The organism is Paenarthrobacter sp. UW852 (genome assembly GCF_024608385.1).
Classification (GTDB): domain Bacteria; phylum Actinomycetota; class Actinomycetes; order Actinomycetales; family Micrococcaceae; genus Arthrobacter.
This window is the reverse complement of record NZ_JAMSGY010000011.1, coordinates 25,009-50,242: the sequence shown is the minus strand read 5'-3', so window position 1 is coordinate 50,242 and position 25,234 is coordinate 25,009. Positions and strand designations below refer to the sequence as shown.

At 66.9% G+C, this 25,234-nt stretch carries 31 protein-coding genes; 1 reads left to right on the top strand and 30 read right to left on the bottom strand.

Features of this window, described 5'->3' with window-relative positions:
- Positions 1–134: 134 nt before the first annotated feature.
- The 28 genes from NEK97_RS17375 to NEK97_RS17240 form a co-directional block, all read right to left on the bottom strand.
- Entirely contained in the window at positions 135–482 is a 348-nt protein-coding gene (locus NEK97_RS17375) for a hypothetical protein (RefSeq protein WP_133830752.1), read from the bottom strand.
- Between the two features lie 28 nt (positions 483–510).
- Positions 511–873: a hypothetical protein gene (locus NEK97_RS17370; protein ID WP_056387508.1), complete on the bottom strand. Its 363-nt coding sequence runs from the start codon at positions 871–873 to the stop codon at positions 511–513.
- A gap of 108 nt (positions 874–981) precedes the next feature.
- Positions 982–2,283 (bottom strand): replication-associated recombination protein A, encoded by a 1,302-nt coding sequence (locus tag NEK97_RS17365; protein ID WP_133830753.1) that lies wholly within the window; start codon positions 2,281–2,283, stop codon positions 982–984.
- A gap of 3 nt (positions 2,284–2,286) precedes the next feature.
- Positions 2,287–2,739, bottom strand: coding sequence for a hypothetical protein (locus tag NEK97_RS17360; protein WP_142938869.1), 453 nt, complete (start codon positions 2,737–2,739; stop codon positions 2,287–2,289).
- 29 nt (positions 2,740–2,768) lie between these two features.
- The gene (locus NEK97_RS17355) at positions 2,769–3,083 is read right to left on the bottom strand and encodes a hypothetical protein (protein ID WP_142938868.1); all 315 of its coding nucleotides are present in this window, start codon (positions 3,081–3,083) and stop codon (positions 2,769–2,771) included.
- Between the two features lie 29 nt (positions 3,084–3,112).
- Positions 3,113–3,523, bottom strand: a complete 411-nt coding sequence (locus NEK97_RS19870) for a WhiB family transcriptional regulator (RefSeq protein ID WP_142133561.1) — start codon at positions 3,521–3,523, stop codon at positions 3,113–3,115.
- Between the two features lie 202 nt (positions 3,524–3,725).
- A complete protein-coding gene (locus tag NEK97_RS17345; protein WP_257371012.1) occupies positions 3,726–4,070 on the bottom strand; it encodes a hypothetical protein in 345 nt (114 codons plus the stop codon).
- Entirely contained in the window at positions 4,067–4,597 is a 531-nt protein-coding gene (locus tag NEK97_RS17340; RefSeq protein ID WP_156783997.1) for a hypothetical protein, read from the bottom strand. The genes NEK97_RS17345 and NEK97_RS17340 overlap by 4 nt, the downstream gene beginning before the upstream one ends.
- The gene (locus tag NEK97_RS17335; RefSeq protein ID WP_056387525.1) at positions 4,552–4,893 is read right to left on the bottom strand and encodes a glutaredoxin family protein; all 342 of its coding nucleotides are present in this window, start codon (positions 4,891–4,893) and stop codon (positions 4,552–4,554) included. The genes NEK97_RS17340 and NEK97_RS17335 overlap by 46 nt, the downstream gene beginning before the upstream one ends.
- 59 nt (positions 4,894–4,952) lie before the next feature.
- Positions 4,953–5,483 (bottom strand): hypothetical protein, encoded by a 531-nt coding sequence (locus tag NEK97_RS17330; RefSeq protein ID WP_133830757.1) that lies wholly within the window; start codon positions 5,481–5,483, stop codon positions 4,953–4,955.
- A gap of 146 nt (positions 5,484–5,629) precedes the next feature.
- Positions 5,630–5,899 carry a hypothetical protein gene (locus tag NEK97_RS17325; protein ID WP_257371011.1) on the bottom strand — a complete coding sequence of 90 codons (270 nt, stop codon included), beginning with the start codon at positions 5,897–5,899 and terminating at the stop codon, positions 5,630–5,632.
- Positions 5,896–6,096, bottom strand: a complete 201-nt coding sequence (locus tag NEK97_RS17320) for a hypothetical protein (protein WP_257371010.1) — start codon at positions 6,094–6,096, stop codon at positions 5,896–5,898. The genes NEK97_RS17325 and NEK97_RS17320 overlap by 4 nt, the downstream gene beginning before the upstream one ends.
- Positions 6,093–6,410 (bottom strand): hypothetical protein, encoded by a 318-nt coding sequence (locus NEK97_RS17315; protein WP_056387538.1) that lies wholly within the window; start codon positions 6,408–6,410, stop codon positions 6,093–6,095. Before NEK97_RS17315 ends, NEK97_RS17320 begins: the two co-directional genes overlap by 4 nt.
- A 104-nt stretch (positions 6,411–6,514) precedes the next feature.
- Entirely contained in the window at positions 6,515–7,033 is a 519-nt protein-coding gene (locus tag NEK97_RS17310) for a hypothetical protein (protein WP_257371009.1), read from the bottom strand.
- Between the two features lie 89 nt (positions 7,034–7,122).
- Positions 7,123–7,422, bottom strand: a complete 300-nt coding sequence (locus NEK97_RS17305) for a hypothetical protein (protein ID WP_257371008.1) — start codon at positions 7,420–7,422, stop codon at positions 7,123–7,125.
- Entirely contained in the window at positions 7,419–7,592 is a 174-nt protein-coding gene (locus tag NEK97_RS17300; RefSeq protein ID WP_156400143.1) for a hypothetical protein, read from the bottom strand. The genes NEK97_RS17305 and NEK97_RS17300 overlap by 4 nt, the downstream gene beginning before the upstream one ends.
- A 202-nt stretch (positions 7,593–7,794) precedes the next feature.
- Positions 7,795–8,700 (bottom strand): hypothetical protein, encoded by a 906-nt coding sequence (locus NEK97_RS17295; protein ID WP_257371007.1) that lies wholly within the window; start codon positions 8,698–8,700, stop codon positions 7,795–7,797.
- Positions 8,701–8,969: 269 nt separating this feature from the next.
- Positions 8,970–10,838, bottom strand: coding sequence for a DEAD/DEAH box helicase (locus tag NEK97_RS17290; RefSeq protein ID WP_257371006.1), 1,869 nt, complete (start codon positions 10,836–10,838; stop codon positions 8,970–8,972).
- 39 nt (positions 10,839–10,877) lie between these two features.
- Positions 10,878–11,606 carry a hypothetical protein gene (locus NEK97_RS17285; RefSeq protein ID WP_257371005.1) on the bottom strand — a complete coding sequence of 243 codons (729 nt, stop codon included), beginning with the start codon at positions 11,604–11,606 and terminating at the stop codon, positions 10,878–10,880.
- Positions 11,607–11,704: 98 nt separating this feature from the next.
- Positions 11,705–12,124 carry a dATP/dGTP diphosphohydrolase domain-containing protein gene (locus NEK97_RS17280; RefSeq protein ID WP_056387550.1) on the bottom strand — a complete coding sequence of 140 codons (420 nt, stop codon included), beginning with the start codon at positions 12,122–12,124 and terminating at the stop codon, positions 11,705–11,707.
- A complete protein-coding gene (locus tag NEK97_RS17275; protein WP_071416422.1) occupies positions 12,121–12,450 on the bottom strand; it encodes a VRR-NUC domain-containing protein in 330 nt (109 codons plus the stop codon). Before NEK97_RS17275 ends, NEK97_RS17280 begins: the two co-directional genes overlap by 4 nt.
- A gap of 6 nt (positions 12,451–12,456) precedes the next feature.
- Complete coding sequence (locus NEK97_RS17270; protein ID WP_257371004.1) at positions 12,457–12,906, bottom strand: hypothetical protein; 450 nt, start codon at positions 12,904–12,906, stop codon at positions 12,457–12,459.
- A gap of 163 nt (positions 12,907–13,069) precedes the next feature.
- Positions 13,070–16,294 (bottom strand): hypothetical protein, encoded by a 3,225-nt coding sequence (locus NEK97_RS17265; protein WP_257371003.1) that lies wholly within the window; start codon positions 16,292–16,294, stop codon positions 13,070–13,072.
- A 298-nt stretch (positions 16,295–16,592) separates the two neighbouring features.
- Positions 16,593–16,829 carry a hypothetical protein gene (locus NEK97_RS17260; RefSeq protein WP_056387559.1) on the bottom strand — a complete coding sequence of 79 codons (237 nt, stop codon included), beginning with the start codon at positions 16,827–16,829 and terminating at the stop codon, positions 16,593–16,595.
- A gap of 7 nt (positions 16,830–16,836) precedes the next feature.
- Positions 16,837–18,765: a phage/plasmid primase, P4 family gene (locus NEK97_RS17255; RefSeq protein WP_257371002.1), complete on the bottom strand. Its 1,929-nt coding sequence runs from the start codon at positions 18,763–18,765 to the stop codon at positions 16,837–16,839.
- A gap of 1,120 nt (positions 18,766–19,885) precedes the next feature.
- The gene (locus NEK97_RS17250) at positions 19,886–20,296 is read right to left on the bottom strand and encodes a hypothetical protein (protein ID WP_142938857.1); all 411 of its coding nucleotides are present in this window, start codon (positions 20,294–20,296) and stop codon (positions 19,886–19,888) included.
- Positions 20,297–20,466: 170 nt separating this feature from the next.
- Entirely contained in the window at positions 20,467–21,291 is an 825-nt protein-coding gene (locus NEK97_RS17245) for a CPBP family intramembrane glutamic endopeptidase (RefSeq protein WP_257371001.1), read from the bottom strand.
- A gap of 19 nt (positions 21,292–21,310) precedes the next feature.
- Positions 21,311–23,236 carry a DHH family phosphoesterase gene (locus NEK97_RS17240; RefSeq protein ID WP_257371000.1) on the bottom strand — a complete coding sequence of 642 codons (1,926 nt, stop codon included), beginning with the start codon at positions 23,234–23,236 and terminating at the stop codon, positions 21,311–21,313.
- A gap of 208 nt (positions 23,237–23,444) precedes the next feature.
- On the opposite strand from NEK97_RS17240, the gene NEK97_RS17235 reads away from it, so the two are divergent.
- A complete protein-coding gene (locus NEK97_RS17235; RefSeq protein ID WP_257370999.1) occupies positions 23,445–23,780 on the top strand; it encodes an Lsr2 family protein in 336 nt (111 codons plus the stop codon).
- A gap of 124 nt (positions 23,781–23,904) precedes the next feature.
- Here NEK97_RS17235 and NEK97_RS17230 read toward each other — a convergent pair whose 3' ends face one another.
- Together NEK97_RS17230 and NEK97_RS17225 are read right to left on the bottom strand one after the other, a co-directional pair.
- A complete protein-coding gene (locus NEK97_RS17230; RefSeq protein ID WP_257370998.1) occupies positions 23,905–24,393 on the bottom strand; it encodes a DUF2493 domain-containing protein in 489 nt (162 codons plus the stop codon).
- 168 nt (positions 24,394–24,561) lie between these two features.
- Positions 24,562–24,894, bottom strand: coding sequence for a hypothetical protein (locus NEK97_RS17225; protein WP_257370997.1), 333 nt, complete (start codon positions 24,892–24,894; stop codon positions 24,562–24,564).
- Positions 24,895–25,234 lie beyond the last annotated feature (340 nt).

Here is a 25,234-nt window from a genome sequence, read left to right as displayed (position 1 = left end):
GGCGAAGTGAGGGTGAGCAGGGTGGTTTCACGAAGGAGCAAGGACGGCTGTGCTGGGGTCCGTGTCCACTGGGCAGCTCTGAGATTGCATCCTAGTGGAAGTAGTTCCACTGGTGAAGTCGAGCCGGTGCGGCGTCAGCCGAAGACCAGCTCGCCGTAGCAAGCGGTCTGAAGGATGATGTCAAGGTCTTGGACGCAGCCGAATCCGAGCTGTTCGGACTCGATGGCGGCAGAGCAGCAGAGGTGGTACCCCTTCTGCTTGGCCTTTCGAAAGGCTTCCTTGATTTGGGCGGCCGACAGCTCGTAGTCCTTGGTCTTGGACTCGTCATCAGACTCTGGATCGTCAAGTGTGATGCTCACGTGCAAGCCGTCCTCTGTCAGCTTGCTCCCGTGGTACCAGGGAAGCGCGCCACCGAAGTAGAACTCTTCGACGTCCTGCAGGACTGAAGCTGCTGATTGGGTGAAGATACCGGTGTTGGTCATGTTTCCATTCCTTCGCGATTCCGTGCGATCAGGGCAAAATGACTTCGCGGGAGGCGAGGTCGGAGAGAACGGCCGGATCCGGGACCCGTGCATCAACGCTGTCCTCCTCACAGAGGGCATCGATCAAAGGGTGGCCTTCCAGCGCGCTGCGGGCTTCTGTGGGAGATGCGAAGACGACAGCTGTGCGGGGATGGAACTCCCGGTCGATGAGCACGTAGCCTAGTTCGCCGGGCTCGCGGCGCTGCATGCGCAGCAGGTCGAGATGCAACCGTGCCTGCGCTTCGACGGCGGCGACGTCGATACCAAGATCTGCTGAGAGTCGGTCGTCCACAGTCCTGGGCTTGTCGGACTCCGGGGTCTGCCTCGCGCGTTCAGTGTTGTCGTTGATCATGCTCATCCCCTCTCGTAGGTCTTGTGGAAGCCGACGACTTTGCTGGTGATTTTCCGTGCAGCGACGATCCAGGATGATGCGGTCACGGTTCTACCTCTGGTCCGCGATCTAGTCGAGGGGGTTCCTGTCCTCCACGGTCATCTGATCGATCGCAGCCAACCGTCTGGCGATGGTTTGTTCGAAGCCATTGCCGGTAGGACGGTAATACTGTGTGCCGCGGACGGCATCGGGTAGATATTGCTGCAAGACAACTCCGTGTTCGAAGTCGTGAGGGTAGAAGTAGCCTTCTCCGTGCCCGAGGCCCTTCGCGCCCGGGTAGTGCGCGTCGCGCAGGTGCACTGGCACGCTCCCGGTCCGGCCGCGCCGGACGTCTTCCAGCGCTTGGTCGATGCCGCGGATGACGGCCGGCGACTTGGGGGCCGTGGCGATTGCGACCGTTGCCTGAGCGAGGTTGAGCCGCGCCTCGGGCATACCGATCAGCTGGACTGCCTGGGCGGCGGCCACTGCGATGCCCAGCACCGAGGGGTCGGCCATGCCGACGTCCTCGGAGGCGTGCACCACCAAGCGCCGTGCGATGAACCTCGGGTCCTCCCCCGCCTCGATCATCCGGGCCAGCCAGTGCAGGGCCGCATCCGGGTCGCTGCCTCTCATGCTCTTGATGAATGCGCTGACGACGTCGTAGTGCTGGTCGCCATCGCGGTCGTAACGCTGCAGCGCAGCGCCGGTGACCTGCTCCAGCACCTCGCGGTCGACGACGCTCTTGCCTGCGGCCTGCGCAGTTGCGACAGCGGTCTCCAGCCGGTTCAGCGCCTGGCGGACGTCGCCGCTGGACAGCCCTGCAATGATCTGCAGCGCGGGGTCGGCGAACCCGATCCCGGTGGCTGAGAGGACCGGGTCCTCCTCTAGGGCACGCGAGAGCAGGTTCACGACCTCGCCGTCCTCCACAGGGCGTAGGACCAGCAGGATTGAGCGCGAGACCAGTGCCGAGTTGACCGAGAAGCTCGGGTTCTCGGTGGTCGCGCCGATGAGCGAGATGACCCCGGCCTCCACGGCGGGCAGGAGGACGTCCTGCTGCGCCTTGGAGAAGCGGTGGATCTCGTCAATGAAAACGAGCGTCTGGAGGTCGTCGTCGAGGGCCTTCTGGGCTCCGGCGAGCGTTTTGCGGACATCGGCTACGCCGGCGCTGGTCGCAGAGAGCTCGACGAAGCGGCGGCTGGTTTGGCGGGCGATCACCGAGGCGATGGTGGTCTTGCCGACGCCGGGCGGACCCCAGAGCAGGACCGAGGTCGCACCCTCGCCCTGGGCGAGCAGCTCGAGCGGCGAGCCGGGAAAGACCAGGTGCTCCTGGCCCACGATCTGGTCGAGGGAGGTGGGCCGCATGCGGGCGGCCAGGGGTTGGATGGCACTCATGGTCTACTCCTTGTTTGGTTCGAGGCGGGCGATCTCGGCCTCGACCCGGGCTTCTTCGCTCTGTGCCGCGGCGGTGCGCGCCCTGGCCTCGGCGAGCCGGGCACGCGCCTCGCGCAGCGCCTGCGCGTCCGACATGGCCTCGACGGCGTGGATCGCTTCGAGCACCGGTGCGGCTGCGTACGAGGGCACCCGGACGCTGATCTGCAAGTAGAAGTCGTCACCGTCAGATGCGTGACCGACGCTGGGCGGCCGGCCGAACGCTGTCGTGCACTCCTCGTTCTTGCGCGTGTGGATCCGGCCGGCGAAGACCTGGGCGGCGGTCACGCTGCAGTCCGCGACGGCGGCGTGGATGGCCCGGAGCACCGGCTCGACGAGCTGGGTGTCGGTGCGCTGCTGTGGATTGACGGTCGGCAGGAGTCCGGGGTCGAGGTGGCTGTCTTCGATGCGGGGGTGCATGGTTGCTCCTTTTGCGGCGGGGGTGGCCATCAGCTCTCGATGCGCGTGAACGGGCCGGAGTTGTGGACGAACAAGGCGATGATCGGCGCGTACCGGGCGTCGCGGTGTACGCCGCCGGCGTCGGTCCAGCCGCCTTGGGCGTCGAGCGTCCAGCGGTCGCCCGTTGCGTCGAAGTACTCTCCCGGCTCGGCCGGGAGCCGATGCTGTTTCACCATCCGGTGGAGCTTGCGGTCAATGGCGGCGCGTTTCCTGGCCGGCATGGGCGCGCCTGTAGTCCGTTCAGGGGGATAGGCGTCCCCGGGCAGCAGGTTCTGCTGCCTGAAGCGGCGCGGGAACAGTGGCATGGCGGTCCTTTCAATTGACGGTGCTGCGCTCAGGCGGAGACGGCGTCCTCCCGCTCCTTGTGCCGGGCGAGCACCCGGTAGACGGTGCGGTCGGTGACCTCGGCCATGTCGGCGATGGTCCGGGGGTCGATCCCTCTGCCGGCCATCGCGACGATGAGGGTGTCGCGTTCCTGCTTTTGCGCCTGGGCGGCGCTACGGTGTGCCACCGGTGAAGTCTTGATAAGGCGGTCGCGTTCGGCGGTGCTGAGTCCGCCCCAGATGCCGAAGCGCTCGTCGGCGCTCAACGCGTAATCCAGGCACTGTGCGCGCACCCCGCACTGGGCACAGACCTTCTTGGCGTCGGTGGTGTTGCCGCCCTTCTCCGGGAAGAACGCGTCGGGGTCTGTTTCTGCGCACAGGGCATCCCTGCGCCACTTCTCGTCGGGGTCCTCGCCGCTCATGACGGTGCGGCCGGGAGGCGGGTGTTCTGCTGTGCGTGCACCGTGGCTCCTCCTAGAAGTTGTCGTGCGTGTGTCGGTACTTCGTTCTCGGGGTGTGCGGGCACAGAGCCCCGGAGGATCCCATTCCTCCGGGGCTCTGTGCGCGAGGCTTCCGTCCTGTACTCCGGGGCGGCTGCGCCGCGCGCTGCTCCCGCTGTTCCTTTTAGTCACTGAAAAGGCGCGCGAAGTGTTCGTCGCTGAGGTCAATCTCGACACGCTGGCCCTCACGAGAGACCGTGAAGACGCAGCCCTCGTCAGCACTGGGCTGCCATGGTCCGCGCTGGAAGACCTCCCGCCAGACCTTGCTGGCGGCCTCAGCGGGCGATGCAGCATCCTGGTCGATCGTCCATCCGACGAGGTACTCCTCGCTGCCGGTGCCCTCAAACGGGTCGAGCTGATCCCGGGGGAAGACCTGGTCGAGCGCACGCTCGAAGTCTTCCCGGGTGGTGTCGCCGCCGGACACAGCTCCGCGGACGAGGTCGGCAAGGCTGTCGATGTGCAGGCTCATGGTGTTGCTCCCTGGGTTTTGGTTCGGGTGGGGTCTGCTGCGACCAGCGCGGCGATGAGCTCGAGGTCGTCTCCGGTGTCGGGGTCGATGAGGGTCCCGGCGGATCCGATGTCGGCCAGCGGCTGCTCGTGCGTCTTGCCTGCCGTGTCCCGGTAGACGAGCGTCACGCCGGACAGGTCCACGGCCGTGGTGCTTACCGGGGAGGACTCGGAGGCCTCGAACGCCGGCCGGATCGCCTCGATGAGCGCGATGAGGTGCTGTACCTCTGCTTTCCGTTCGAGCAGCGCCTTGCGCTGGAGTGCGCGCTGCTCGAACCGGGCCAGGTGCGCGTCGCAGCAGGTGTCGGTCTTGTCGGGTTCGTCCTTGGGATAGGACAGCAGGTAGTGGTCCGTCTCGACGGATTTGTCGACGAGCGTATCGAGCAGGATGTCGGCCTGCCGGGCGGTGATGCTGAGGCCGAGGCGCTGCTGCGCCGCTGCCATCAGGACGCCGCCTTCCGGTCCTCCGGGACGATGCCCTTGGTGCACAGCCGGACGAGGGCGGTGAGCATGTCCTGGCGGTGCCCGCCCCAGTGGACGGTGCGGCCGGAGGCCAGCTTGACGACGATCACGGGTGCCTGGGCATATCCGAGGTCTTCGGTGATGTGGCGGTGGTTTTCATCGCCCTGCTCGATGTCGATTTTGGTGTACTGCATCGCGGGCTGCTGCCGATCGAACAGGCTCTTGGCCTTGTCGCAGTTGGGGCACTCCGCCGGCCCGTAGATGGTGATTTTCGGCGCGGTGTGGGCGGTCCGGGGCAGGTCGCCGATCGTGGTGGGGGTCATGGGACTTGGTTTCCTTCTCTCCCCTGCTGGGGGTCGTTGTGGTGTGGAGGCCCTGGCTCTCAGACGTCGGGCTCCAGGTCGAACAGCCCGGGCTGGGCCACACGCTCGCGCAGCTGCCGGGCGGGTTCCTCGCCGAGGCGCTCGACGGCCTTGTCCAGGTCGCGGTAGGCCTCGGACTCGCCGAGTCCACCCATGGCCTCGATCTGGAAGTACAGCTCGGCGAGCTCCCGCTCGCTCAGGCGGTGGCCGAGCACCTCGGGGGCAGCGAGGTCGGTGTACGAGGCGCTGTAGCCCAGCTCCCAGTCGGACTCGGTCTGCTGCTCGGCTGTAAAGGCCACGAGGATGCCGTGGTCGGGCACGAGCGCGCCGACGAGCAGGTCCGCCAGCTGGTCCGGTGTCGGGCTCCACGGCTGCGCCTGCTGGAGGACTGCGCGGACCTTGGTCCGCAGCACTGAGTCGGCGTACAGCCCGGGCTTCCCGCACGGGCAGGTGCCCGCGAGGGGGCCGCGATCGATGGGCACCCAGAGCCCGTGGTCGTGCTCGAGGTGTTGGTCGGCGTCGTGCCGGGCGATGGCTGCTGGTGTCGACATGACCGTGCTGTGCTGCCAGCTGCACCCGATGCACGCCATGCCGTCTGCGCGCTGCTGGCCGTAGACGTAGACCTCGTGCTTGCCGGGGTGCTTGGCGCGCTTGCCGTCCGGCGTCGCGTCGACCCACCAGTCGGGCAGGGGCGCGTTCACGGCTTCACGTCCTTGGCTGTGCTGTGCATCTCGGCGAGATGGGCGATGGTGCGCCGGCGGAGCCCGTCGTAAAGCGCCCAGAAGGCGTCGTCGCGCGCGGCGAGCTCGTGTATCCAGCTGTTGATCTGTCCGTCCGGGAGCGCTGCGATCTCCGCCGCCTGCTCCGGATCGAGGCCGTGGGCCTCCGGGGCCTCCCGCAGCTCGGCACGCAGTGACTCTGCCTCGAGCGCGATTCCGGTTGCGGGCCCTCGGTTGTTGTCGGTCATAGGTGGTCTCCTCGGTGTCGCTGCTGGTCGCGGATCGCCTGTCGCTCCCGCTCGCGGCGGGTGCCCTTGCGGGGCTTGGGGGTGTGCCGCTGCGTCGCACTGGACTTGCGGAGTTCCCGCATCCAGTGCGCCTGTTCGGGATTCCCCGACGGCCGGAAGCCCTCGGTGGAGTAGTGCTGCCTGCGCTTTCGGCTCATGGGTTCTTCTCCTCCGCCACGCGGGCGATGTGGCGGGCGCAGCCAGCCGCCCACGTGCGGGCATCGGCGGTCTGCGCGGCGGCCACCGCCTTCGCGGCGCGGTCGGCGTCGATGGGCAGCCGATGCCGGATGAGCAGCGCCAGGGTGACGTCGAGCATCACGGTGCGCTCGTGGTCGCTCAGCTCCGTCTGCTCGGAGTGCTCGTGCACCCCACGGCGTTCGTGCAGGGCACGGTCCGCCCGCGAATCGAGCAGGGTCTGCTCGATCTCAGGGACGAGCTCTTCTGCGGTGGTCGTGGTGGTCTGGGGCGTCATGCGGTTCTTTCCGCCGGGCCGCTTGGCCCGGGATCGAGGAGCCCCGTCGCGCCGCCGTCCCACAGGGACCCGGCCGCGGCGAGGCTGCGGTCGTGTGGTCTGGGTCAGTCCTTCGAGCCGTCGCGGAACTGGAGGTACTCCCGCAGGGTCGGCGCGTCCGCGCCGGGAAGCGAGATCCGGTCGAGGGCTCCGTACAGGTCCTCGTCTCCGATCAGCTCGCCCTCGTGGGCGACGACGGCTTGCGCCAGGCGGACCAGCAGGACCTTCATCTCCTCGGCGCGCTCCTCGTCGGCGGTCCGCAGGCGCTTGATGTCGATGAGGCGCTTCTCGCAGAGGCTCTTGAGGTAGAGCGCGCCCTTGCGCCACTCGAGGAACTCGATCAGCTGTGTGCTGTGATCCAGCGGGGACAGCCGCCAGATCTCGGCGTCGTCCTGGCGGAATGAGAGCTGCTGGTCGATGCTTGAGGCGGTGGTCTTCAGCCAGTGCTCGGTTTGGTTGAGGCCGGCCGGCGTGGTGGTGACCTCGGCCCGGACTGCGTCATCGCGCAGGCAGCTGCGCATCACGGCGTCGAGCGGGTCCTGCAGGCGTGGAGGTGCGGGGCGGGCGGTGGTCGTCATGGTCATGGGGGATGTCCTCGTCGGTCGTGTCGTTGATGGTCTGCGGAGCGTCGGCCCCGACAGCGCGCCCGTGGCGCTGGTTGTGGAATTAGGTCTCAGTTCCTGGTGCGGAAGCGCAGGTCGGGCCAGATGGGCTCGACCGAGACGCGCAGCAGCTGGATACGGGGGTCGCGGTCCTTGGCGCGTTTCCAGGCGCGGCGAACGGCTGCGGCCTTGTTCCGGGCCTTCTTCTGGTCGTCGAACGGCCCAATCAGGTGCGAGTAGGTCTGGGGGCTGGCGGACTTCAGGCTCTCGGCCTGCATCATCACCACGACGCCGTAGCCGTTGGCCTCCTCGGCCACCAGGTCCTCCCAGGAATCGTAGGTGCGTTCGGTCTGCGTGCTGTACGCCTTCATGGCGAGACCTCCTGGTCGTCGTGACGGATGTCGATGGGCCGCTCCCAGAGCGGCATCCCGTCCTCGCCGGTCTCGGCCGAGAACTCGAGGCGGACCTCCGGCTGGTCTATGTGTGCGCCGAAGTCCGACCAGCCCGCAGGCGGGAGCCGGTAGATGGGCTGCTCAGCCATGGGACTCGCTCCTTCTCGTTGTGGTGTCGTGGCAATGAGGGGGGACCGGGCCGGGACCCGACCCCCGACATCACTGCCCCGGCACCCGGGTCGGCCCTGCCGACCCCGACGCTGTGCCCTCCGGTGACCAGCACCCGCAGGGTGCCGGTCACCGGTCGGTCATGAACCAGCTGCGATGCGTTCCGTCCCGGTCATCCTGGTCTCAGCCATGGGGCTGTTCTCCTGCGTTTCCGGGTTGGGTCTGCCGACGTTCGGCGGCCCAGGGGAGGCGGGAGTCCTGGTCAGCGGAGCACCAGAGCCCGCCAAGCGAGGCGCTGCGGTGGGTGTGGGGCAGGTGGTCCTCCCGGTCTCCGCACAGCCCGACGGGCAGACCGGCCGGGTCTCCAGTCAGCTCGGCGAAGCGCAGGCGGTACTCGAGCTCGGCAGCATCCGGGCTCCAGGCCTGGATCTCGATCCCGAAGGGCTGACCTGGAACCTCCCAGTCCCCCGCCGGCTCGCCCAGCAGCGCCGCGCGCTCGTCGAGCAGGATCCGCGAGTCGGCGTGCTTCACCTCGGCGGGCATGGCGGGGTCGATGCTGAACTTCTGGGCGATGGCGACCATGACGCCGTCCTCGACGGCCCGGTACTCCGGCATGTGAAGCTTCAGCGGGCGGACCATGTCGCCCACGTATGCCTCTGTCGCGTCGTGCAGCAACGCCCAGAGCGCATGCTCCGGGGCGACGAGTCGCGAGAGGAGTACGCAGTGCTCGGCGACGGACATGAACCGGCGGACGTGGCCGTTGTAGCGGCACTGCATGGACAGCGCGTGTGCGATGTCGGCGATGTCCACGTCCTCGGGCCGCGGGTCCAGCGGGTAGAACCGGCGACCCGTGTAGGTCTGCATCCAGTTGCCGCGCGGAACTACGGTCGTGGCGGGCCGGGCTCCGGCTGTGGCCATCCCTGCTCCGTGATGGCGAGTGACGCTCCTTGTCCCCCGGGCGGGGTCGAAGCTGGCCGGCAGCTCGCGGTCGAAGAGCTCCTCGAGCAGCGCGACGTCGGGGTCGACGGGTTCGTGCTCTGCGCTCTGGAGCCAGAGCACGCCGTAGCGTTCCCCGGTCTCGCGCAGCACGACGTCGTGCAGGCCGTCGTCGGTGTTGTCGATCGTGTAGTCCGTGTTCGGCCCGAGGGCCGGTGCGCGCAGCGGCTTCGTTCCGGGCCGCGCCTGCATGGCTTCCCTGGCCTCGGCGGTGAAGCGCACGCGCGCTCCGTCGGGCCAGGCCTGGTGCTTCGGGTCATTCATGGATCAGTCCTCCTCGGGCCGGGTGGCACTGGGGTCGGGGTGGTGCGCCGCGGAGCGCCGGCGTGTGGCTGGCGCTCCGCGGCGTCGGAATGGGTTGGTCAGACCCGTTCGGAGACCCGCAGGTCGTTGAGGTCGTCCTGGATCTCCTCCTCGAGGGCGACGAGGATCGCCTCCTCGCCGGACACAGCCGAGATGAGGTCGTCCTGGACCTGCTGCTTCTCTGCCAGGACTCCGGGCATCCGCTCGTCCTGAGTGCCCTTGGTGATAATCCGGTGGATCACCACGGGCTTGGTCTGCCCCGTGCGGTAGAGACGGCCGTTGGTCTGCAGGTAGTGCTCGAGCGAGAACGGCAGCGTGTACCAGATCATCGTCGAGCCGCCGTCCTGCAGGTTCAGGCCGTGGCCGGCCGCCGCGGGGTGCAGCAGCATCACCTGGATCTGCTTGGCGTTCCACCGGCGGACCATCTCCCGCGAGCCGTCAAAGACCTGCGCGTCGATGCCCGCCTTCTTGAAGCGCGCCATCAGCTGCTCCAGGTCAGAGCGGAAGTGGTACGCGACCAGCACCGGGTCTCCCCCGCTGTTGCGCACCAGGTACTCGGCCATTTCGAGTTTCTTGTCGTGGATAACCTCGTACTGGCCCTTGGTCGCCGGGTCCTCCGGGTCGGCCGTGTAGAGCGTCCCCGAGGCGAACTGCATCAGTTTGCTGGTGAGGACCGCCTGGTTCTCGGCGACGATCGACTCAACGCTCTGGGTGAGCTTGCCGTCCTCGTCCTGGTAGGTCTTCACGACGTCGAGCACGAGGTCGCGCCTGAACTCCTTGTAGGCCTGCATGAGGTCCGGCGGGAGGGTGACGTTGGCGTCCTGGATCGTCAGCCCCGGCAAGTTGAGGTTGGTGTTCTGCGCGCTCATCACCAGGTGCCTGATGGCCTCATGGATCTCGGCCTCGGCGTTCGGGGTCGGGATCCACTTCGCCGGGGTGGTGGTGCCAGGCACCATCTTCGGGATGAACCACCGGTTTCGGAACTCCGTGATGGTCCGGCCCAGGGCCTCGCCCTGGTCGAGCAGGTAGATCTGGCTCCACAGGTCGTGCAGCCCGTTCGGGCTCGGCGTGCCGGTCAGCTCGATGAGCCGCGTGATGGCCGGGCGGACCGCCTTCAAGGCCTTGAACCGGGCGCTGCTGTGGGACTTGAAGCCCTGCGACTCGTCGATGATCACCGTCTGAAACGGCCAGATGAGGGTGTCCTGTCCGTTGATGGACTGGATCGGCATCTGGTCGACCAGGCCGTAGCGGCACTGCGCGCAGCCGTCGCCGCCGCAGCTACGACAGTCGTGGCTCTCGCGCTCCAGCGCGCCGCGGGTGACGAGCTCGCTGATCGCCTCCTTGACCGCGGTCTTGGTGGGGGCTTTGGTTCCGGACTGCCCGGCAGCCAGCTGCAGGAAGTGTCCGATCAGCTGCTCCTGGGCCATTGGTCCGATCGTCTCGATGAGCCCGCGCAGCCGCACGGCCTCCGGTGAGATCCCGGCGGCGATGGCATCGCCGGTGGGGTCGCCGGTCAGCTGGAGCAGACGCGCACCCTGGGAGGGCTGGGTCAGCAACTCCTGGTTGACGAAGTACATCGTCGGCGGGTCGGAGAAGACTTCCCGAAAGCGTTCCAGTCGCTTCTCCTTGGGCAGCTTCCGGTCGTTCTCGTTGACGATGAGCGACTTGGTTCGGATCGGGAATCCCCATTTGTCGATCTCGTCGAGCCAGGTCGAGCGAGCGATCGCGATCGGTGCGACGACGAGGATGTGGCCCATCGGCCGGACTGTCTGCAGGACGCTGAGGGTCGAAAGCGTCTTCCCGGCTCCGACACCAAGCCAGGCTCCGGCGAAGGGGCGGCTGACGAGGAAGTCGTGGATCTGCTGCTGGTAGGGCTTGAGCACGATGGGCGCGGGTGACGGCTGCGGTGGTGCGATGGTCGTGGTCATGGTGTGCGGCCTCCTCTCGTGGGTTGTCGGTAGTCGGGATCAGGCATGGAATGCCTCGCGGATAAGGCCCAGGCGGACCTCGGCGTCATCGGCCCGGCGTGCCTGGGCGGCGAGCTCTGCCTCCAGCCCGACGATCCTGCGCTGCAGGGCGGTGACACGCGGGTCCTCACCCAGCGCGGTGCGTACGCGCTCAAGCACCGCTTCGGCAGAGGCATCTCCGACGGCCGCATCGGGTATGGGCGTCGCAAACGGCAAATCTTCCTTGGCCTCGGCGGTCATGTCGTCCTCTGCTTCCTGCCCGGGCTCGGGCGCGATCATCAGGTGTCCCCGGCGGCGGGTGGGCCGGGCCGTCGCGGGCTCCGGCTGGTCTTGTTCCGGTGCATCGGGCTGTGCGGGCGCGTCGACGGGCACGGCCTGGAAGGCCTGCTCCCCGGCCCCGTCGAACGAGACCTCGATGAGCTGGTCCGCAGGCAGGCCCTCGGGCTGGGCGTCGAACCAGCGGGAGAAGGCGGCTGGGTGCTCCACGAAGGCCACCGCGACGGTCATCTGCCGTTTCCCGCGTGGCCTGCGGTCTGCGGCGGATACTGCATGATCGGCCCGGTGCCCGCCGAGCAGCCGTTTCATGTCGGCACGGGCGTTCTGCGCCGTGCGGTTGGGTGAGGTCATGTTGCGCGGCACCGAGACGGATCCGCCGGCATTGTTGCGCAGGATGGCGTGGCCCCGGGACGAGACACGCCCAACGCAGCCGGCCCGCATCGCTTCGAGCACGAGCTCCGTGGCCTCGCGATCGAAGGTGCCCAGGTCGGCCCGGGTGAGCTGGCGGAAGGCCGAGGTGGCCTGGCCGTTGCCCTTGGTGACGCGGCCGCTCATCGGGCGGCCTCCGGGGTTCCGGCGTCACCGCGGGCGATCACCGTCCGGGTGCTTTCCGCGGCCAGGAGGTTGAACACCACGGCAGCCGCGTGGTCCTCATCGTCTTCGCCGCACATCCACTGCATGAAGTGGCGGAAGGCGCTGGCGCGGAACTCCTCCATCTCTGCGGCAGTGCTGGCCTGCTCCCAGTCGCGCGAGTCGTACTTGCGCGCTCCACGCTCCACGAGCGCGGCCGTCCTTGTGAGCAGCTGGTCCTGGTAGGGCACCTGAAGCGGTACGAGCAGGTCGAAGCGGGGCTGGCCTGTCTTCACCTCGCGCTGCATGCCGGAGGCGGTGACCCTGCGTGATCCCGAGTCTTTCGTTTCGTAGTCGCGGGCGGCTGTCTCCGGGCCCGCGGCGGTGGCTGTTGCGGTCATGATGCTGCTTTCTGCTGGCTCTCGATCCGGCGGTAACCGAGCACGTGGGTGATGAAGGCGTCGACGGCCTGCTCGTCATCCACGACGTGGATCTCGGCACCGAAACGGCGCATCTTGGCGTGCATGACGCGCTGGCGCTTCTCGAGGTCTCCGCCGGGTCGCTTGACCTCGACGAAGACCGTGCCGGTGGGCGTGAGGACGATTCGGTCGGGGACGCCTCCGCGGGCCGGGGACACGAACTTCAGGCAGAACAGACCGTGCCGGCGGCACTGCGTGAGCAGGTACTGCTCGACGGCCTTCTCCCGCTGGTTCTTCTTCCTCGGCATGGGGCCTCAGTCCTCGTCGGTCCCGGCAGCGTCGGAGGCGTCGCCGTCAAGGAAGTGCCCGAAGCCGACGATGTCCTCGTCGTCGATGTAGGCAGCGATGGCGTCCGGGTCGTAGACGAAGCTCGGGTCGTCAGGGTCGACTACGACCCAGCGCTTGGCCGCATTGCCGTAGTTGGAGAAGCCGTCGATGTCGGCGACGGTCACCAGGCCCTGGTGGGCGAGCTCCTTGAGCCGGGTGCGGATGCAGGAGTCCGAGGAGCGCGGCACCTCGCCGAGGCTGGTGACGACGCGGTCGTGGTAAGCGGCGATGAGCTCGTCGTGGGTGAGCGGGCCCTTCTCGCGGACGATGTCGAGCACGATGGGACGGACGCGGGATGCGCCGAGCGCGGCCTTCACGGCGGCGGCGTAGGAGGTCTCCGGGTCAGTGGAGCGGACAGGGACTGTTGACTGGGACATGATGGCCTCTCGTGATCGTGTCGTATCGAGTCTGAATTGCCTTTCGTACTCAATTATGACTCGAAGTGAATGATCTGTGCGGAACCATTCGCAATGGTGCACAGAGTTGAACAAGGGGGCCGCGGCGTGCGCGGCCCCCTTGTGCGGGCTGTGGTCGATCGGCTCAGGCGGCCTCGTTCATCCAGTTCTTGGTGAACGTCTCCTCGAGCATCCGGACGTAGGTGTCCAGGTCCAGCGAGGCGATGAGCCGCTCGATCCGGTCGGCCGGCAGCTGGTGCAGGTCGTCGTTGACGACGACCATCGACCAGGTTGGGTCGATGGCGTTAATGCGCCTCACCACGACGTCCTGGTCGTCCGGGAGCACGGCGAGCCCGTCCGACATGCTGGCCTCGGCGCGGGAGCGGGCCCAGCCGTGATGGCGCAGCACCTCCAGCGCGACCGGGTCGCGCTTGGTCCGGCCGATGTCCTCCTCGCGGCGCTTGGCCTGGCTGGCCGCGGTGACCTTCCAGGCACCGGCGTTGAGCAGGCTCCGGGCGTTCTCAGTGCCCTCGCGGACGATGAACACCCGGTTGACCATCTGCAGCACCTGCGGGTCGCGGACGTTGGTCACGTGACCCTGCTCGCTGTACTTCACACCCACGGCGGGGTCGATGGGTGCAGCCGAGAAGGGGTAGGTGATCGAGCCGCGGGAGGCCGCGATGACGTTCTGGAACAACAGGAGCGACCGGATCGGGTCGTCCTCCAGGACCGCCTCCTCGATCACCTTCCGGCCCAGCATCAGGTCGAAGGGCTCCGCGATCGCCGACTCTCCCCTGCTCGCCACCGTCTGCAGGTAGCGGGCCAGGGCGAAGTCGATCACGGCCGGGTGGGCCAGCGACTTCGTCGGAGTCGGGCCCGCGTGGCAGGCCAGCGTGCCGCCACCGGCGGCGATGATCGGACTGTCTGCCACGGACCGCCCCGGCTCCGGGGCCTCCAGCTCCAGGCGGTTGTTCGAGTCCTTGCTGATGAGGAACATCAGCTCAGGTTCGATGTCGACGCCGATGGCCTCCTGCTGCTCGGCGAGCACCCGGTTGTTGGTCGCTTCGTCGAATCCGTTCTCGCCGCCGACGACCGAGTAGAGGCCGTCGGTGTTGGTGGAGATGATCCGCGCCCCGGCCAGGGTCTGGGCCTGTCCGATCCGCCAGCTGAACAGCTGGCCAAGGATGCGCATCGAGATGATGCGGTTGTTCATCCGGATCGGCGTCCGGTGACTTGCGTCGCCTGCGCCCGAGGCCGAGTTGAGGATCAGCTTCGTGCCGTTGCGCAGCACGCCGAGCCCGGCGATCTGAGCCTTCAGCCGCGCAGCTTCAGGGCTGTCGCCCGGAAGCTGCGCCAGCTGCTTCTTCAGCCCCTTGATCTCCTGGCCGTAGCGCTCCTTGTCGAAGAAGATCTTCGCGTAGCGGTCCTCACCCAGCTCGGGGTTCCAGAACGCCCGCATGTTGCGCAGCAGGTTCGGGTAGTAGCTGGTGAAGTCCTCGTGGATCACCAGGCCAGCCGAGGTGCGTGCGAACTTCGGGTGCAGCTTGTCGGAGCCGTCTTCCTTGGCGATGAACAGCTCCGGCTTCTTCTTGGCCGGCTCATCGCGGTAGGCGGCATTGGTGGCCGTGCTGTTGGCGAGTACCACCTTGCCTTCCAGGACACCGCCGTCGGGCAGGACGACATTCAGCGCCTCCGCCTCGGGCCGCTGGGTGGTCAACAGGTCCGCCGGGTCAGGCACCTGGGCCTGGGCGCGGGCGAGCTGCCCGGCCTGGTCAGGGTCGTCCTTCTTCGGCTTGCGGTACTTGACCTTCTCCGGGTCCGAACCCAGCAGGACCAGCCGCTTGTCGACGAAGGTGCCGTCGGGCAGGCGGAGCATGGCGTGCTGACGCTTGGCCTCGGCCACGAAGTCCTTTGCATCCGGGAAGGCCTGCGCTGCCCGGATGAGCATCATGGTCTGATCGTTGTGCTCGACCTTCTCGGCGTTGAACACCGACAGGTCGGCTTCGGCCCCATGGATGCCGCCGGTGGAGAACGTGGCGAAGCAGGACGACGGCGAGGCGTCCGCCCGGAAATACGGCACGTTGTTCGGGGTCTTGGGCACATCGCGCAGAGACCGGGCCGGAAGGCTGAACTTGTCGCGGTACTCCTCGGAGTCGTTGAAGTTCTGCCCCTCGATCGAGCGGTAGTACGCCACGACTTGCAGGAACTGCCGGTGGGCCTCGCGCTGGGCTGCAGTCACTTCGGAGTGGGTGGCCGGGTCGGGCGCGACGTTCTCCTCGAAGAAGCGCACGCACTCGTCGAGCACGTTGACCGGCTCGATCCCGCGTTCTTTAGCGACCTCGGGGTGCGGATATACGAAGGACACCGCCTCGATGTCATCCAGTGAGGCGTAGGGTGCGAGGATGCGGCCCACGAACTTTGCCGATGAGGAGTCGACTGCCAGCCGGTCCTTGCGCACCGCACCGTTCTTGGTGAACACCGTTTCGGTGAACTGGGCGAGCAGAGCGGCCTTGAGATCGAAGTTGCTCGCGTACGCCGGGTGCCGGAACAGCTGGGCCAGACCAAGGCAGTCCGAGACGTTGTAGGCCAGCAGCTCATAGAGATCCTCTACCGCCTCGATGCTCGTGTCATGGCTGAGCTTCTCGGATTCCTTGATCTGGCGGCCGAGCATCCCGAGCAGGCGCTTGAGGCTGACCTTGGACTGCAGTTCGTTCAGCCGGGCCACGTCCAGGTGCCGGCCCGAGTGAAGCATGGCGCGGCGGATCTTCGCAGCCGCCCCGTCCCAGCCGAGGTAGCCAGGCATGTACTCGATGTGCTGGGACGAGAAGAGCTGGTCGTTGTGGTCGCGCAGAGTACGGGCCGTGGTCGGCTGAAACGGCCGACCGCTGCCCGGGGCCGGAAACGCCTCGTTGAGGTAGAGCGCGACCATGGTCGTGTCATAGTTCATTGAGTTGTAGCCAGCAAGGAACGGATGCAGTGCCGGGTCGTACTCGGGGTCGGTGTCGCAGACCGGACGCAGCGCCGCGGGGTACCCGCCTGGGTCGGAGTGGTTGCACACCTGGTCGGCGTTCGAGAGGCCCATCAGTTCGGCGAGCCGGAGGCTGCCCTGTTCGCCGCCGAGGTTCCAAAGCTGGACGCTGACCGCGGGCAGCCCCGGGTTGGAGCGGATCACGGTGTCGTAGAGGGCCTGGGGGTCGACGGAGGCGACCAGCGCCGGGTCGTCGGCCAGGAAGAAGATCTCCAGGTCGTGGACGGCGCGGCCCGGCCGCGGGGTGTAGGCGCACAGCGTGAAGACGTTCGACAGCGATTCGATGTCGTAGAACGTGAAGAGCGCGGTCTCAGCTGTGACGGGGGTGCGCTGGGTGGTCATGTGTCTGGCCTTTCGGTCGTCACCGGCCGTCACGGCCGGGGTATGCAGTTATCTGGTCGGGGTGCCGGGCGCTGCCGCGGATGGCCTTAGGCGGCGCTTCTTCCTTGTGACGGGCGCGGGGACCGGCCGGGCACCGCGGGCCCATCGACCTCCCACCAGGGAGTAGCCGAAGTGCTCACGCTGGCCGGTGCAGTCGGCGCATTCCTTTCCGGGTGAGACTCCCTCTCCTGCACATCCGTCTTTCCAGTTCGGTTCGTTCGGGTGCGGCTGCGTCATGTCCTGTTTTCCGTTCTTGTCTTCAGTCGATCGGGTTGTGTGGAGAGCGGCGGCGCGGGGCGTCCATCCGGCTGGAGGCCTCAGCCACGAGCCGCCGCTTCTCCTCCGGGTCGGCACTGATCTGCGACCGGACGATCAGGTTGGTGATCCGCTGTTCGCGGGCGACATCGGCCAGCGCGGTGCTCGCCCTGCCTTGTTGCTTGGCGAGGTCGGTCACCGCCCGGGCGAGCTCGGTGATGGCCCTGGCGATTGTGGGCATGGTCGGATCAGTCCTCTCCTGTGGTGTCCTCGTCGTCGGCGTCCACCTGGGCGGCGGGACCTGTGTGCCGGAGCAGGCCGCGGTAGTTGGCCTGAAGGACCGGCTGCGACTTCTTTTTCGGGTCCGAGCCGCTGTAGTGCGGGTTCATCCACTTCTTCAGCTCGTACTCGGCGATGGTCGTCTCGGGGGTGGCCATCATCTGGCCGGGGCGGATCTTCTTGTTCTTGTCCGGGCAGTGCCACAGCGGGTCAGGCCGCACGATCGCAACCAGGTCCGTGATGAACTGCTTGTTGCTCACCGGCGACCCCGAGGGCGAGACGTCTGCGAACCAGGCCTTGTAGAGGTCATAGGTGAAGGTGAAAGGCACCAGGTCCCACACCAGCCGCTCGCGGAACTCTTCCCAGAAGGCGCGCACGGGGTCGTTGGCCTCCTTGTACTCGGCCAGGACGTCCATGGTCGCCACCGGCTCGGAGAGCTGGTAGTAGTTGCCCGGGTCGGCTGCGCCGGCGCGGTTGAGCACGTACCAGAGGGCGTACTCCAGGACCTCGCGGCGCTGGAGGTAGTCGTCCTTGATGTACTTGCGCTCCATGCCGGTGAAGCTCTTGTTGAACGGTACGAACAGCTGCCGGCGGTAGAAGCTTTCGGACTTGTCCTTCACGCGCGGGAACTCGTTGAGGCATTGGACCATGAAGCCGAAGAACTGGTAGGCGATCGGCATCCGGTACTTCCGGTTGATCTGGATGACGTCGTTGGTGACGATCGCCTTCAGGTTGGCCGCTTTGTCGATGAAGGTGCCCACGTCGTTCTCGTCGACGATGATCGCGTTGGCGCGCACGAGCGGCTCGAGCGCGAAGTCCTTGCCGAAGTCGCTCAGCGGGATCGAGGTGTGCGAGCGTGGCCCGCACAGGTTGCGCATGAGCGAGCACAGCGTGCCCTTGCCGTTGTTGCCCTGTTCTGAATAGAACCAGGCAGTCTTGCCCCAGCTGACGTGCGGCCGGATGATCGCGCCGATGACCTCCCAGAGCAGCTCGGGGATACCCTCCTCGTCGGAGAGCTCGCGGATCCAGGACTCGATGTCCCAGACCGAGCCGTCGACAGGGTGGACGATCACCGGGTTGTCCGGGTCTTCGACGTAGTCGATGTGGCACTTGGCCAGGAACACCAGTGCCGGGTCGAAGGGTACGAGCGACTTGGGTTCGAAGTGGAAGGCCTTGCCGCCCTCATGGATGTCCCGGGCCTCGCGGCCGTAGTGGAACACGCCGTTGTTCACGGCGATGAGGTCTCTGTGGCTGCACTGGTGCCGGCGCGGGCTGTCCTCGCGGAGTACTGCGAGGACCTCGGCGAATTCCTTGAGTGTCAGCTGCGTGTTGTAACGGCGTGCCGTGGTGCGGATGTCGTCCTCGCTGGTGGTGTACGTGCCGCGGCCCGGGCCGGTGGCCTGGTACATCGCCAGCAGGTCGTACTCGCGGTCAGTGTCCTTGGCGCTGGGGGCGATGCGGATCACGTGGTGCAGGCTCAACAGGATTTGCGCCACTTGCCAGTAGGTCAGATGCCGGGCCAGGGGCAGCTTCTCGGCAGCCACCTTGGTCTTGCTGTTCTCGGCCTTGGAGACGCCGTTCACGATCGCGAGCAGCTGCTTCTCGAGCAGGCGCGGTGCCGGTGGGTCCGACGGGTCGATCAGCTGGAGGTAGACCTCGGTCGCGCGCGTGACTATTTCGTTTTGCGGGGCGATGTCGCCGCCGTCGGCGAAGTACGTCATGACCTCGGTGAAGGCGTCGGCGACAGGGTTGGTCGAGGGGGTGTCGAAGTCCTCGTCGAAGACGGGCGTTGGGTCGTCAGGAGTCGTCATGCTGCTGTCTTTCTCGATCGCGTCGAGTACCTGCCGGCAGTGAGTGGGAAGCCGATTGGTCTCGTAATCGAATAGGAACGTGCTCACGACTCTATGCCATCCGAATGGTCTTTCGCAACGAGTCGACTGATAGCCGACTCATGGTCCGACAGAGGTCGCGGGTGGTACCCGGGTGGGGCTCGGAGGGGTCGCGCGCGAGACCCGGAGGCCACGGCGACACGACGAGAGCGTGCGGTCTGGAATGAGAAACAGCGGCTCCGGGGGCGTATGCCCCACGGAGCCGCTGGGTTCTCGTGCTCGAGCACTCCCCCGCGGGCGGCGTGAGCCGCCCGACCCCCTGGTCGGGGTTCGGGGAGTTCTTCTGACCGGCCGGCCGGGAACCTCCAGAGCTGGGATCCGGCTGCAACAGCGAGTCGGTATACCCCCTGTGGGTATCGGAAGGTGTACCACTTGACGTGGTACACCTGTTTCCCCTGGTCAGTCGGGGATTTCAGGACTTCTCCAAACGGGGTGTACCACATGGAGATTTGCACGTGGTACAGGCGTTTACCCTGGTCAGACGGGCTTTATATACCCCCTGTACCACTTGTACCACTAAATAAAGACTAGATATACGCGCATGGGGATAAGAGCTCTTACTGGCTGGATGACCGATCGGAGGCGTCCTTCGCGCACATATGTAAACGCTCGGAATCTGGTGGTACTCGTGGTACACCTGCCGAAAACGCTGATCTACCAAGGCAAAACGGCGTACCACGTCCGCTCGGGCACGTGGTACAGACTCCCTCGGCCGCGGTCGCCTGACCCGCCGTTTGAGCAGGCCAGCACTGGGATCGGGAGGTGTACCACGACACGTGGTACACCTCGGCGCTGCGTCCTCCCGTGCAGCGGAGCATCAGGCCCTCACGGCCCTGACGGGAGCGATCGCGATGGGTCCGGCGTCCTGGTCGACCGGGCTTCCGAGTGATTCCGAGTGATTCCGAGACAGACCTTCGAATGGTCGACGGAATGGGATGCCAACTGCATTGCACATGATGAATCGACACTGATAGAGTGGGCATTGGTGTTAGGGCCAGGAACCGTCACCAGGCGTTGTTGTCACAGGAACGTGAAAACAGAAAGGCCGGAGAAGCATCCCCGTGGGAAGGGAGCTCTCCGGCCTTTCTGCGCGTTCACGCTGGTGCGAGGCCCAGGGTGCGCCGGCCGCCTAGAAGGCGGCCGCGCTGCGGCCTCGCCGGTATCCCGCATTGGGGGACTCGGGTATGTGGGCACGGACCCGGTGGCCGTCCTCGACGGCGTACAGGATCTCGTAGGTGATGGAGACGTTGCGGTTGCAGGGCATCACACCCTGCCTCCGGCGCATCTCGAGCTTGCGGAAGCCAGCGACGGACTCGGCGCGTTCGAAGAAGCGGGCGAGCATCTCGCGGGCGCGTTCGTGCGCCTGCTCCGCCGTGCGGCCGCTGGTGCTCATGGTGAAGAAGTGCATGGACCCTCGATCGAAGGTCGGCCTCTCACCGGTGTCGAAGTCGCTGGCGAACCGCGCGCGGCGCACTTCGCTGCCGCTGGGGCGCACGAGCCGGCCTTGCGCGTCATACGTGCACTTGTTGACGACTGCCATGGTGGATCCACCTCCTCTCAGGTCTGGCTGACGAAAATCCTTCAGCCAATCCCCCGGTGACCGGATCACCCCGGTCACCCGAGAGCAGGCCCTCCGGAGCGACCGTCGGCCCACGGCCGAAAGGTCGCCCGGAGGGCACCAGCGTCAGTCCTGCACATTCAGCCCGGCCGCTATGCGGCCTGTGGCTCGTTTTCCCTGCCTTCTTCCCCGCCGGCTTCCCTGTCGTCTTGTGCAGGCCCGGGCGCGGGTGCCGCCATGCGGTACACCGCCAGGGCGCACGCGAGGAACGCCGCGGTCATCAGCAGCGCTGAGACGGGGTTCGCCAGTGCGCCCAGCAGCTGGGCGGGGACAAGGACGGCCGTGAGGTTGAAGGCCAGGTGGAGCAGCACGCACGGCCACAGGACGCGGGTGCGTTCGTAGACCAGCGCCAGCAGCACCGCCAGGGGCAGCGTGGCAGCAAACTGGACGACGTTGGCGTGCAGCAGGCTGAAGCCCGCGGCGGTGACGAGCACCGCCGCGACGATGCCGACCCTGCGCCGCAGCAGCGGGTAGAGCAGGCCGCGGAAAAGCATCTCCTCGGCCACCGGCGCTGCCACCAGTGCGAGCAGGAGGGCCACGACGGGACCGGCGTCTGTCCTGGCTCGGGTCGATTCATCGAATCCCGCCGAGCCGCCCAGGGTATAGAGCCACAGGGCCAGGGACTGGCCGGCGAAGAACGCCAGAGCCAGGCACCCAAGCACCGTTCGGGTAAAGCGCGGTGTTCCGGACATCGGTCGGACCGTTGGCGCGTTGGCGAACCACCGGGGCCGGAAGAGCCTGGCAGCGCCGACGAGCAGCGCCACCAGGCCTCCGAGCACCGCCGTACCCAGGACGGGCTCGCCGACCACGGAAACTACGGCAAGGCCAAGTCCCAGGTAGGCGGCGAGCACGTCGAGGGGCACGAGGACACACCACGCGATGGAGACGAGCCGGGACTTGATGGGTGGAGCGGGCATCCCCGCCTCCTTTCCGTGGTCAGACAGACGCGGGGATCTGCTCTTCGATGACGGCCTGGACGCGGGTCTCGCCGCGGAAGGTGTTCAGCTGCAGCTTCGCGATGAAACGCAGCGTTCCGACCTCGGTGCGGCTGGCCGACCGCGTCAGAGCCGAAATCTCCGGCTCCTTCTCCTCGGCGACGTTCCACCACAGGCAGGACAGCCCCGACCTGGTGACCAGCCGCAGGTGCTTCTTGCACAGGCGGCACACGCGGTAGCCGCGGGCGTTGGTCATCAGGTTGGCGTCGGTGCGCTCATGGCCGCAGTCAGTATCGGAACCGATCCGGTCCACCCGCAGCCCGAGGGGCTCGACAGCGATTTCGACCACCGGCTCGACGAAGCCGTGGCCGAAGGGCCGCAGCGCTTCCACACGCCGGACGAAGCCGACCAGAGGCTCCAGGTCGTCCAGGCCAGCATCGCAGTCCCGGTCCGGGCCCAGGACCAGGTCGGCCCGGCGCTCATCCTGGACGACAGCCAGCAGGGCAACCTGCGTGGCCTCCCGCAATGCTTCGACCAGACCGTCGAGCAGTTCCGCCCGGTCGACCTTGACGCCGCAGGCCTGCTGGTGGCCGATGGCGCGCATGCCGTCCTGGTGTTCGAGCGTGTCGATGATGCCGAACCACGACGGTGCCCGGCCGGAGCCTCCGACGTAGTCATCCGGCCCGGCGGGACGGTTGAGCACGACGACCGGGTGGCCGTGGCGCTCCATCAGCCGGTTGGCGAGCAGACCGAACATGCCCGGGTAGGCCTCGGAGAAGTAGACCCAGGGGGCCAGCGGCTGATCACCCTCCTCGAGCTCCCGGGTGTGGACCTCGACAAGCTCCTTGCGGCTCTCGTTGGTCGCGATGACCTGGTGTGCCGCCTCGAGCATCAAGTCCTGGTCAGGCGCGGTGAACACGCCGAAGCACGGTGCGAGCGGGTCGCCCGTACGGCGCGGGGAGTTCATCGCCGGCGCGAGGTAGAACCCGTAGAAGCCCTCGTCGATGCTGTCGATGTCTCGGACCTTGCCTGCCTGGCCGAAAGCCTTCAGCAGGACCGCGAAGCCCTCGAAGGCCCGGACGAAGGCCGGGTGGTGCGGGTCGACGCGCAGCAGCTGCATCAGCGTCGACTGCCCGACGTCGATCGCCTCGGGGTCCTGGTCGAAGCCCCAGGGGGTCGGGACCGTGCGCGGCGCGGGCGCGTACAGCAGCCGTGCGATGGACAGCGAGTCGCGCACCAGCTGCCGGTTCTCGTACAGCACGGGCATGACGTCGGAGACGGTGCCTAGGCCGGCGAACAGGCGCAGCAGGCGGATCTCCCAGAGCTTCTCCGGCCGGTGGACGCGGGCATAGGCCTCCAACACCTGGTAGAGCACGTGCGCGCCGCAGATGCCGGTGTTGGCGTAGGTCTCGTCCATCCGACAGGGGTCGACGGTGACGTCGGCGCTCGAACCGGGTTCGAGCTCCTCATGGTGGTCGGTGACCAGGGTCTTCCATCCCAGAGCCCGGGCGGCGGCGATCCCGCGGTGGGAGTTCACTCCCCCGTCGCAGGTCAGCAGGACCTTGGTGTCCGGCCACGTCGCGGCGATCTCTGCGATGTCCTCGGGCGTGAGGTCGTGGCCGCGGCGGTAGTCGGGCACGTGCAGCTCGACGTCGAAGCCGAGCTCTGACAGTCCGGCGTAGCCGAGCACACCGGAGGAGATCCCGTCCATGTCGAAGTCAGGGGCGATGGTGACCTTGTGGCCGGCGGCCCGGGCGTCTTCCAGGGCCTCGACCATCTCGGCCAGGCCCAGGAGCTCGTCGTGTTCAGCTGATTCGATCTCGCGGAGGTACTCGTCGGTCCAGCCGCGGCGCTGGCACATCAGGGCGAACAGGTCGACGCGATCGTCCGTCAGTGGATGGTCGTCGACGGTCTGGAGAATGGTCATGGTGGGGGGGCCTCTCGATCGTGTCGAATGGTCGGTTTACAGGGGTGGGCAAAGGCACCCGCTGGCAGTGTGATTTTAGCAGTGTGGCAGGTGGATTATGCTGGTATTGCAGTGCTTTCGGCCTATGATGAAGGCATTCGAAAGATCTGTCGTTCTGGCGCGCCCAAAGACTTCTCTAAGGTGGTTCGGATCGTCTACCATTCAAGACATGGCTATTCGAAATATTGTGGAGTCGGACATCAGTGGCAAGCCGGATGCTGCCACAGTCACCTTCGGACTGGGCGACACCTGGTTCGAGATAGACCTGACCGACGAAGAGCGCAAAGAGCTTGAGAAGAATCTCAAGGAATACATCACTAAGGGTCGAAAGGCCACTAAGAAGGGCGAGAAGAAGCGACTCGTGCCCGAGACGACGCCCGAGGAACGCGAGGAGATCCGTAAGTGGGCGCGCGAGAACGGTCATGAAGTGCCCGAGTTTGGTCGCATTCCGAAAGCTGTCATGAAGGCCCACGATGAGGCACACGGCATCGAGCGGACTCTCTAGCCCCACCCTTTCCGCAGTCTTTCGGGCCATACCGGAGAGATTTCCGGCCACCTATTCGAATCAAGGATCAACAGCCCTGCAGCACCAGCTGCAGGGCTGTTGTCATGTCCGGGGTGTGCACTTGTCAGAACGGAGGCAGGCGCGGGTGGATGATGTCTTCGACCTCGATGCTTGCAGCCAGGGCGCGGGAGCGGGCGTGCACGGTGCCATGTGAGAAGTGCACTGGCGTTCCGGGCATCAGCTGCTGCTGGCCGGTGCGTTGGTCGCACTTGCTGCAAAGGTCCAGGAAGGCGGCGACACGGACCTGCGTTCCCCCGGCGCGCATGGCGACGAGGGCATCGACCATCCGTTGGTTCCGGGTGAAGCCCGCCGCCTTGGGCTCAGCGCTCCAGTCGGCCGGGAACTCAATTACTTCGAAGCCGGCAGCCCGCCACAGCCGCTCGGCCATGGCGTCAGCACCCTTGGGACAGTGCCCTGACAGGAGCACGGGTCGGGCGACCGCAGACGGTCCCCAGGCTCTCCAGGCCTCGTTCAAAGCCGCCTTCATGGCCTCCGCGGCGTCCCAGGTTCGGGAACCGGTCACGAGCAGGGCATGGCTGAATCCACTGGTCATCGTGATGCCTCCCGGCTGGTCATCTTGGTCATCGGCATAGATCCCGCCGAGGCCGCCGCGGTGGCAGTCCGGATTGTGATACTCGTCTGTCGCTGCATCATTCGCGTCCTCTTTCGCCGCAATGTTTTCCGGAATGATTCCCGGTGTTCCTTCTCAGTCGGCAGGTCACTACGCGGCAGCTGCCGACGCCTGGGCACCGTTGACCCTGGCAACGCCGCGTTCGTAATGGATTGCCACCCGGACCTTCCGGTCCTCGCTGAGCGGTGCGACGTGGAGGGTGTATCCACCGTCCATGTCGCGCTCGAGGTAGGCGACGCAGACCGTGCCGCTCTCTTCATCGTCGAAGTCGACCTTGCCAAAGCTCTCCGCCGGATTCGCCGCAGTGACTCGCTCTCCGTAGGGGATCCACGGCTTGGCCTCGCACCTGGCTCCGGTGTCGTAGGGCGAGAGCTGCGGCTGTGGCCGGCGTGCGGACCTGGATGCCTTCCGGGCGTGTGTCATGACGATGCCTCTTCTGTTTCTCGGGATGCAGGTGTCGGGCATCGAGTGCAGGTCCCGCCAGGGGTCCGCGGAGACTCGATGTACGATCCAGCTCCCGTGCCAGCTCCGCTGGCCTGACGGCCCACTGGTGAACCGTGTCGGGAACTGCTCCGACTGGGCCGCGCAGCGGGCCGGCCGACGGGCCGTCCTCCTCGGACAAACCTGGTGCGCAGCGCCAGGTGATCCACCGCCTGGCTGCACCCTTTGCCGCGTCGTCCACCTGTGGACAAATGCGGCGGGGCAGGCGGGGGCGTCCTCCACTCAAGCGCAGCGCTGGGCATAGCCGGAGGGAGCGCAGCGA